The sequence below is a fragment of the Bradyrhizobium sacchari genome (assembly GCF_002068095.1).
In the GTDB taxonomy this organism is placed as follows: domain Bacteria; phylum Pseudomonadota; class Alphaproteobacteria; order Rhizobiales; family Xanthobacteraceae; genus Bradyrhizobium; species Bradyrhizobium sacchari.
Map to the genome: position 1 here is coordinate 1 of NZ_LWIG01000069.1, position 8,623 is coordinate 8,623.

Consider the following 8,623-nt stretch of genomic DNA (forward strand, 5'->3'; position numbering starts at 1 on the left):
AAAGCACCCGCCTGCGCGCCGAGCTCGACCGCTTCATGGGGAATATCAGGGCGGCGTAGGCGCTCTCTCCATCGTCATCTTGGTGAAAGCCAGGACCCATTACCCCAACGAGCAATTGGACGAAGACCGGCAACCACGAGTCTTCGCCAAACGACGCCCTGTGGTAGTGGGTCCTGGATCAGCGCTCGCTCCGCTCCCTTGTCCAGGACGACCACGGCGTAGAGAGCGCAAGCCTCACTCTTTCCAGAACGCCCGCTTCAGCTCCACCTTCGCCTTTTCCAGCCGCGTGCGTTGCGTCTTTGGCAGCGTCTTGCCGGCGCGGTTGATGTAGAAGGTCAGCATCGACAGCGCCGAGCGGTACGCGCCGGCCTTGCGGCGCGAGCTGTGCTCGGCCGATCGTTTCAGCGAGGCCGCAATCTTCCTCGGGCTCGTGAGCTTGAAGACGCCGTGCTTGAGATCGAGCGCGTCGCTCTCCTTCGTCACACGTTGCGACCAGCGTTTCGGCGTCGTGCGTTTCGCGCTCTTGCGCGCGCCGGTTGTCCGGCGTGTCGCAGTCTTGCGCGAATGTGTCGTCTTTCTGACCTGAGCCATGCGTCAACTCCTTGCGGCTCCATCGGAAACGGACGGCCCAAGGGGCTGTTCCTGCGGGAACCTGCCCTCGCCGCGGACGTTGTCGCAGGGGGCAGGCGAAAAACCGCGCCCCCGTGATCGGAACGTCCCCGTCCACATTCATGTGAACCGGGGCTGCTTTCGTTGGCGAGACCCAACAGCACGATGGAATTGCAGCAAACCCCAGCGCTGAACGACGGACCTGGAGTCGCCGCGGCGGTCGCCACCGATCGCATCGTCGAGACCAGCATTCCCTCGCGCCTCGACGCGCTGCCGTGGAGCGGCTTCCACACCCGCGTCGTGCTGGCGCTCGGTATCACCTGGATCCTGGACGGGCTCGAGGTGACGCTTGCCGGTGCACTCTCCGGCGCGCTGAAGCAAAGTCCTACGCTGAACTTCTCCAATCTCGATCTCGGCATCGCCAACTCCGCCTATCTCGCCGGCGCCGTGCTCGGCGCGCTCGGTTTCGGCTGGCTCACCGACCGCATCGGCCGCAAGAAACTGTTCTTCATCACGCTTGCGCTCTATCTCTCGGCGACCGCCGCGACCGCGTTGTCCTGGGACATTGCCAGCTACGCGCTGTTCCGCTTTCTCACCGGCGCCGGCATCGGCGGCGAATACACCGCGATCAATTCGACCATCCAGGAATTGGTGCCGGCGCGCTATCGCGGCTGGACCGATCTCGTCATCAACGGCAGCTTCTGGATCGGCGCCGCGATGGGGGCGGTCGCGGCCATCGTGCTGCTCGATCCCGCATTGATGGGCCCCGATCTCGGCTGGCGGCTCGCCTATCTCATCGGCGCGACCATCGGCCTCGTCGTGCTCCTGATGCGGATGTGGATTCCGGAAAGTCCGCGATGGCTGATGATCCACGGGAGACCCGAGCAGGCCCACGCCATCGTCGACGATATCGAGCGCTCGGTGATCGGGCACGATCAGAATGCCAGCGCCGGCCGCTTCACGAAGATCCGGCTGAAGATGCGCGATCACACGCCGATCCGCGAGGTCGTGCACACGCTGTTCTCCGCCTATCGCCAGCGCGCGCTTGTCGGCCTCGTGCTGATGAGCGCGCAGGCGTTCTTCTACAACGCCATCTTCTTCACCTTCGCGCTCGTGTTGACCGACTTCTACGGCATCAGCGCCGAACATGTCGGCTGGTACCTGCTGCCCTTCGCCGCCGGTAATTTCCTCGGCCCCCTGCTGCTCGGCCGCCTGTTCGATACGCTCGGACGGCGCACCATGATCATGTTCACCTATGGCATCTCCGGACTGCTGCTGGCGCTCTCGGGTTATCTGTTCACGATCGGTGCGCTCAGTGCGCAAGGACAGACTATCGCCTGGATGGTGATCTTCTTCTTTGCCTCGCCCGCCGCGAGCGCGGCTTATCTCACCGTCAGCGAGACCTTCCCGCTCGAAGTGCGAGCACTGGCGATCGCGGTCTTCTACGCGGTCGGCACCGGCATCGGCGGCGTGATCGGCCCGGCCCTGTTCGGCGTGCTGATCGACACGGGTTCACGCACCAGCGTGTTCGCCGGCTATCTGCTGGGGGCATTCCTGATGATCGCGGCTGCGATCGTGGCGTGGCGCTACGCCGTCTCCGCGGAACGAAAATCGCTCGAACAAATCGCGCGGCCGCTCGCCTTTATGGAGTAGACTGATGAAATCGGAACTTGCGGAAATGGCATTGGACCAGAAGCACACCATGCTTGACGAGGATGCGCCCGACTCGGTGCCGGTGCCGCATGCGCTCGTCCCGCATCTCGACGAGACGGCGATCCTGCTCGACATCGACGGCACGCTGCTCGACCTGATGCCGACTCCGCGCGAAGTTTGGGTGCCGCCCGGCCTGTCGGAGACGCTCAACCGGTTGGTGCAACGCACCTCGGGGGCGCTGGCGTTGGTCAGCGGCCGCTCGCTCAACGACATCGATTTGATTTTCGCGCCCGACGTCTTCCGCGCGGTCGCGGGTCACGGCGCGGAGATGCGGCTGTCGGTGGACAATGAAGCGGACGACGTCCACGCGCCGCCGCTGGACAAGGAGCTGAAGCGGCGGCTCGCTGCGATTGCCAAGCTTTCGCCCGGCATTCTGCTTGAGGACAAGGGTTATTCGCTCGCGCTGCATTACCGCCTCGCGCCGCATGCGGAGAAGGCGATCTACGAATCCGTCTCGCTGATCCGCGCCGACCTGCCCAACGCGCCCATTGAAGTTCTGCCGGGCAAGTTCGTCTGCGAGATCAAGCATTCCGGCTTCACCAAGGCGAGCGGCGTACGCGAATTGATGAAGCACGAGCCGTTCAAAGGACGCCGCCCGCTGTTCATCGGCGACGACGTCACCGATGAGACGGTATTCGCGATCATGCCCGACATGGACGGGCTCTCCTTCTCGGTCGGCCGCCGCGCCATGGGCGTGAACGGTCACTTCGATGCGCCGGCCGATGTGCGCATGTTCCTCGCGCGGCTGCTCGATCCAAAAGCATGATCCGGGATCAAGGCGCGATCGCGCTTTAGGTCAAACAAAGGCAGCGCCACGCCGCAGACATAATGATCTCGACGCAGCATCGTTGCGCGGCACGATGCATGCTGCGCAACACGACCGCAAAAGCTGTCTTTGCAGCGGAATTTCCGGGTTCCCCGAGCTCAACCAGTTCCAACGCATGTGCCCAATTCTGGTTTCATTTCGTGGAAATGATGACAGGAACCATATTGATGAACGGCAGTTAAACGGGGTGGAATGAACAGGAGGGGACGACCTGTGAACTTAGTCGTCGTTTCAAATCGCGTCGCCCGCGGCAAGCCCAACGAGCCCATGACGGGCGGTCTGGCTGCGGCATTGCTTCCGGTTGTCGAGCATTCAGGGGCCATCTGGGTGGGGTCTTCAGGCCGCGTGCGTGATGGCCACCAGAAGGAACCGTTTGCCGAGATCGAAGCGCTGGGTTCGGGCGCGATTGCGACACTGGATCTGCCGGCGGCGCATTACGGCGGCTATTACGAGGGTTTTGCCAATTCGGCGCTGTGGCCGGCCCTGCATTCGCGCAGCGATCTGATCCGCGTCTCCCGCGAGGATTATGTCAGCTATCGCGAGGTCAACGCCTTCATGGCGCGCGCCTTGATGCGTTTCCGCAAGACCCGGACGGCGATCTGGGTGCAGGATTATCATTTCCTCGCCCTTGGTGCGGAGCTGCGCGATCTCGGCGTCGACGATCCGATTGGCTTCTTCCTGCATACGCCGTGGCCCGTGGCCGCGGTGATGCAGGGCGTGCCCAATCATCGTGAGCTGATCACGGCGATGCTGGCCTACGACCTGCTCGGCTTCCAGACCGAGGAGGATCGGCAGAATTTCTTGTCTTATGTCGGCGGCGAGCTCGGCCTCACCATCGAGGACGGTGTTGCACTGTCGCAGCACGGCCGCACGCGCTGCGAAGTCTTCCCGATCGGAATCGATGCGGAAAAATTCGCGGCCTATGCCGCCAAGTCGGCGTCGCATCCCGACGTGTCACGGCTGCGCCGCAGCCTCAATGGCGAGCGTCTCGCGATCGGCGTCGACCGGCTCGACTATTCCAAGGGCCTCGTCAACCGCATCAGCGCGTTCGACCGGCTGTGGACCGAGCAGCCGCAGTTTTTGCGCAGCATCTCGCTGCTTCAGATCGCCAATCCCTCGCGCGGCGCGATCGAGGCCTACGGCAATCTCCAGAACGAGGTCGCGCGCCTCGTGACCGACGTCAACGGCCGCCACGGCGAAGTCGACTGGACACCGATCCGCTATTTGAACAAAGGCTTCAGCCAGGCTGTGCTGGCGGGCCTCTATCGCACCGCGCAGGTCGGTGTGGTGACGCCGCTGCATGACGGCATGAACCTGGTTGCCAAGGAATATGTCGCCGCGCAAAACCCGGCCGACCCCGGCGTGCTGGTGCTGTCGAAATTCGCAGGCGCCGCCAACGAGCTCGAAACGGCGCTGCTGGTCAATCCGCACGACATCGACGGCATGGCGCGTGCGATCGCGATCGCGGCCGCGATGCCGCTGACCGAGCGCAAGATGCGCTGGGACGCGATGATGAAGAAGCTGCGCGGCCACACCATCCAGCAATGGTCCGCCGATTTCGTCGCTGAGCTCGAGAAGTGCCGCACCGACAAGGCCGCCGTTGCCCCGCTCGCCGCCCAGCCGCCTCAAGCGCTGCGCTGGCTGAAATCGGCCATATCAGGCGTGCGGTTGATTTAGCCTTTCACCCTCTCCCCCTGCGGGAGAGGGTTGGCCCCACCTCAATAACAATACGAGACACCCTCCAGGATCGCGCATTGCCGCTTGTTCGGCGCGTTGGGATCGTCCAGCGGCACCATGCCCTTGCCCTGGCCGACGAACACGCCGGGCCCGACATGCACCGAGCTCTTGTTGCCGATGATGACGCTCTGATGCGGCGTCGAGCTGGAGCGGGTCCCGTCCGGCCAGAGGATGGCATCGCCCGACAGCACCCCGCGCCGGCCGTCGTCGCAGCTGACATCCACGCCTTGCCGGGTGCAGACCTGGGCCAGTCCCGGCGCGGAAAAAGCGGAGCCGAGGGCCGAAATCAGGCTCAGCACGGCGATGGTCTTGCGGATGGTCATGGCGTCCCCGGTCGTGTTTGGCGGCCTCAGGTGAATCGTCGCGCCAAAGCCGCCCCCGGTTCAGCCGGCGGCGGCTCCGCACAGCGTGCCGGCGCCTGAGATTATTGTTGAAATACAATATCTTACGGAAAATTCACCCGAATCTCCCGCGATCCCTTGCAAAATCATCAGCGCCCCTTCAAGAGAGGGCGCTCCGGAGAGATGGCCGAGTGGCTTAAGGCGCACGCTTGGAAAGCGTGTGTGCGGGAAACCGTACCGTGGGTTCGAATCCCACTCTCTCCGCCACCCCGGCAAAAATGATCTCGTACTTGGAGCTGCAGAGAGGCCAGAAACTCGGCCGTTTTCCTGCTTTTTCTCGGGCGGAGAACTCCTATTGGCCATCCAACAATGGCCTGAATGACGCCGGAGAACCGAATTTTCTCCGAATCTTTGAACCACCACAATCGGTCTAGTACGGCATTTCTCAGAAAATCAACGGCTTGGCTCCGCGGCAGTTTGAATCCGTCTCGCTCAAGGGAAATGCTGGATTTATCGCACGCATGACAAACGCGGATTCTGTGAATGCGCAACTCACCCCCTGCGGCCCGAAGGCCCCGGCTTTGTACACTCGTCCAAACACTAGGCCATCACCAGTAATCCCCACATCGTCGGTGACGGTTGGTTATCGAGGAGTGGCTTTTCAGCTCAACAACCCTTAGTTCCTATGGCCGTGGATTCGACCGAGGCGCCGAGAAAGAAACCATTTTCGGCCGGTCTAGCGGGGGGGTAATTTCGTGCGCTGCGATAAGATTCGCACCGACGTCGGGCTGAAAATGGAGAATTACTGTAGCGCGGTTCTGGGAGTTGGATGAATGGACACAGCCCAACTCAACGGCCTCGCCAACTTCATCTGGAACATCGCTGATGATGTCCTGCGTGATGTCTACGTCCGCGGCAAATATCGCGATGTCATCCTGCCGATGACCGTGTTGCGCCGCCTTGACGCGGTGCTCGAACCGACCAAGCAGACCGTGATGGAGATGAAGGCCGCCCTCGACAAGGAAGGCGTTGCCAACCAGGACGACGCCCTTCGCGCCGCCTCTGGCGAGGCCTTCTACAACACCTCGCCCTTCCTGCTTCGCGACCTCAAATCTCGCGCCACTCAGCAGAAACTCAGGGATGACTTCGAGGCCTACCTCGACGGCTTCTCGCCTAATGTGCAGGACATCTTAAATAATTTCGAGTTCCGCAACCAGATTCCCCGCCTCTCCAAAGCCGACGCCCTCGGCCAGCTCATCGAAAAATTTCTCGACAAGGACATCAATCTCAGTCCGCGTCCAATCGACAATCTTCCCGCCCTCGACAACCATTCGATGGGCACGATGTTCGAGGAACTCGTCCGCCGCTTCAATGAGGAAAACAACGAGGAGGCCGGCGAGCACTGGACGCCGCGCGACGTCGTGCGTTTGATGGCGAACCTCATGTTCCTGCCGGTGGCAGACCACATCGAGAGCGGCACCTATCTGCTTTACGACTGCGCCTGCGGCACGGGCGGTATGTTGACCGTTGCCGAGGAGACGCTTCAGCAGATCGCGAAAGCCCACGGCAAGCAGGTTGCCACACATCTTTATGGCCAGGAGATCAACGGCGAGACCTACGCCATCTGCAAAGCTGACCTATTGCTCAAGGGCGACGGAGATGCGGCAGACAACATCATCGGCGGCCCGGAACATTCTACGCTTTCCAACGATGCCTTCCGCTCCCGCGCGTTCGATTTTATGCTGGCCAATCCGCCTTACGGCAAAAGCTGGAAGAGCGATCTTGAGCGCATGGGAGGAAAGAAGAGCATCAAAGACCCGCGCTTCGTTATCCAGCACGCCGGTGTGTCCGATTACTCATTACTTCCTCGCAGCAACGACGGCCAGATGCTTTTTCTGGTAAACATGCTGAGTAAGATGAAGCACGACACCCCGCTCGGCAGCCGCATCGCCGAAGTGCACAACGGTTCGTCACTGTTCACCGGCGACGCCGGCCAGGGCGAGAGCAACATCCGCCGCTGGATTATCGAGAATGACTGGCTGGAGGCCATCGTCGCCCTGCCGCTCAATATGTTCTACAACACCGGCATCTCCACCTATGTTTGGGTTCTCACCAATCGCAAACCCGAGCACCGCCGCGGTCAGGTTCAGCTCATTGATGCCACCCAGTGGTTTCGGCCGCTGCGCAAGAATATGGGCAAGAAAGACTGCGAACTCGCTCCTGAAGATATCCAGCGCATCTGCGACACTTTCCTAAATTTTAAGGAAACGCCGCAATCCAAAATCTTCCCCAACGCCGCTTTCGGTTACTGGAAGGTGAAGGTCGAACGCCCGCTCCGCCTCCACAGCCAACTCACCCACCCGCGCATCGAGGCCCTGCGCTTGGCCTCAGGTGACGAAGATATCCGTGCCGCGCTCTACGAAAGGCTGGGCGACGAACTGTTCGAGAAACCGGAGGCTGCCCGTGAGAAGCTGGCGAAGCTCGTAGACTCGTGGGAGAACGAAGAGACTGATGACGACGAGGACAGCGGCGACGGCACGAAGAAGGGGTTGCCCGAGAAGACGAAAAGAAAACTCCTCGACCTCGATACTTGGCGGCGCGACGCGGCACTCGTCGGGATGGCCAGCCAACTTCGCGAGGTCCTCGGCGATGAACTCTTCACCGACCACAATGTATTTCTGAAACAGGTGGACGTCGCCCTAAGGACGCTCAACCTCAAACCTAGCGCGGCCGACCTCAAGCTTATCGTCGCCGCCGTAAGTTGGCGCGAAGAATCCGCTGCGCCCGTCATTAAGAGAGTTCACAAAGCGGGCAAGATTAAACCCGACCCTTTGCGTGGCTTCTATCCTAACCCCGCTGGCGATCCCGATTTCGTCCTCGAATACGAGCCCGACAGCGAGCTGCGCGACTTCGAGCAGGTCCCTCTGCAGGAGGAGGGTGGCATCGAGGCGTTCATTCGTCGTGAAGTGTTGCCCTACACGCCCGACGCTTGGGTCGTCGAGGCTGACACCAAGATCGGCTATGAGGTCAGCTTTACCCGTCACTTCTACCAACCCCCGCAGCTTCGCACCCTCGCCGAGATCAGCGCCGATATCCTCAAGCTGGAACAGGAGACCGAAGGCCTGCTCACCGAGATCATGAAAGGAGCGGCGGAGTGAGCCGACCATTTCGATCCTGGAAAATCTGCCCAGCCCTCGCGTCCAACACCTGGAAGCTCTACGTCAGACCGGAGGCCATGCATTGATCGGGGAATTTCAGTCGTATTCAGAATACAAAGATTCCGGATTGGACTGGCTGGGAGAGATTCCTAGTCACTGGGATATTGTTCCAAGCAAATCATTGTTCGGACATCGAAAGGAGAAGGCGCGAGCAGAAGACCAAATGCTCACCGCTTCGC

6 protein-coding genes and 1 tRNA gene are annotated in these 8,623 nt (G+C 61.4%); 5 read left to right on the plus strand and 2 right to left on the minus strand.

Features of this window, described 5'->3' with window-relative positions:
* Positions 1–234: 234 nt before the first annotated feature.
* Positions 235–591, minus strand: coding sequence for a DUF3175 domain-containing protein (locus A5906_RS39665; RefSeq protein WP_080140490.1), 357 nt, complete (start codon positions 589–591; stop codon positions 235–237).
* Between the two features lie 183 nt (positions 592–774).
* Between A5906_RS39665 and A5906_RS39670 the strand changes: the two genes are divergently transcribed.
* The 3 genes from A5906_RS39670 (at position 775) to A5906_RS39680 (ending at position 4,825) form a co-directional block, all read left to right on the plus strand.
* A complete protein-coding gene (locus A5906_RS39670) occupies positions 775–2,262 on the plus strand; it encodes an MFS transporter (protein ID WP_080140491.1) in 1,488 nt (495 codons plus the stop codon).
* A 4-nt stretch (positions 2,263–2,266) separates the two neighbouring features.
* On the plus strand, positions 2,267–3,088 hold the full coding sequence (otsB, locus tag A5906_RS39675) for a trehalose-phosphatase (protein WP_080140492.1): 822 nt from the start codon (positions 2,267–2,269) through the stop codon (positions 3,086–3,088).
* Between the two features lie 273 nt (positions 3,089–3,361).
* Positions 3,362–4,825, plus strand: a complete 1,464-nt coding sequence (locus tag A5906_RS39680) for a trehalose-6-phosphate synthase (protein WP_080140493.1) — start codon at positions 3,362–3,364, stop codon at positions 4,823–4,825.
* Between the two features lie 41 nt (positions 4,826–4,866).
* Here A5906_RS39680 and A5906_RS39685 read toward each other — a convergent pair whose 3' ends face one another.
* Positions 4,867–5,208, minus strand: coding sequence for a hypothetical protein (locus tag A5906_RS39685; protein WP_080140494.1), 342 nt, complete (start codon positions 5,206–5,208; stop codon positions 4,867–4,869).
* A gap of 195 nt (positions 5,209–5,403) precedes the next feature.
* On the opposite strand from A5906_RS39685, the gene A5906_RS39690 reads away from it, so the two are divergent.
* Positions 5,404–5,493, plus strand: a tRNA-Ser gene (locus A5906_RS39690).
* 566 nt (positions 5,494–6,059) lie between these two features.
* Positions 6,060–8,384, plus strand: a complete 2,325-nt coding sequence (locus A5906_RS45850; RefSeq protein ID WP_080140495.1) for a type I restriction-modification system subunit M — start codon at positions 6,060–6,062, stop codon at positions 8,382–8,384.
* Positions 8,385–8,623 lie beyond the last annotated feature (239 nt).

Coding starts and splice junctions, on each gene's coding strand:
- A5906_RS39665 (WP_080140490.1), bottom strand. CDS start 591: ATGGCTCAGGTCAGAAAGACGACACATTCGCGCAAGACTGCGACACGC.
- A5906_RS39670 (WP_080140491.1), top strand. CDS start 775: ATGGAATTGCAGCAAACCCCAGCGCTGAACGACGGACCTGGAGTCGCC.
- otsB (WP_080140492.1), top strand. CDS start 2,267: ATGAAATCGGAACTTGCGGAAATGGCATTGGACCAGAAGCACACCATG.
- A5906_RS45850 (WP_080140495.1), top strand. CDS start 6,060: ATGGACACAGCCCAACTCAACGGCCTCGCCAACTTCATCTGGAACATC.
- A5906_RS39685 (WP_080140494.1), bottom strand. CDS start 5,208: ATGACCATCCGCAAGACCATCGCCGTGCTGAGCCTGATTTCGGCCCTC.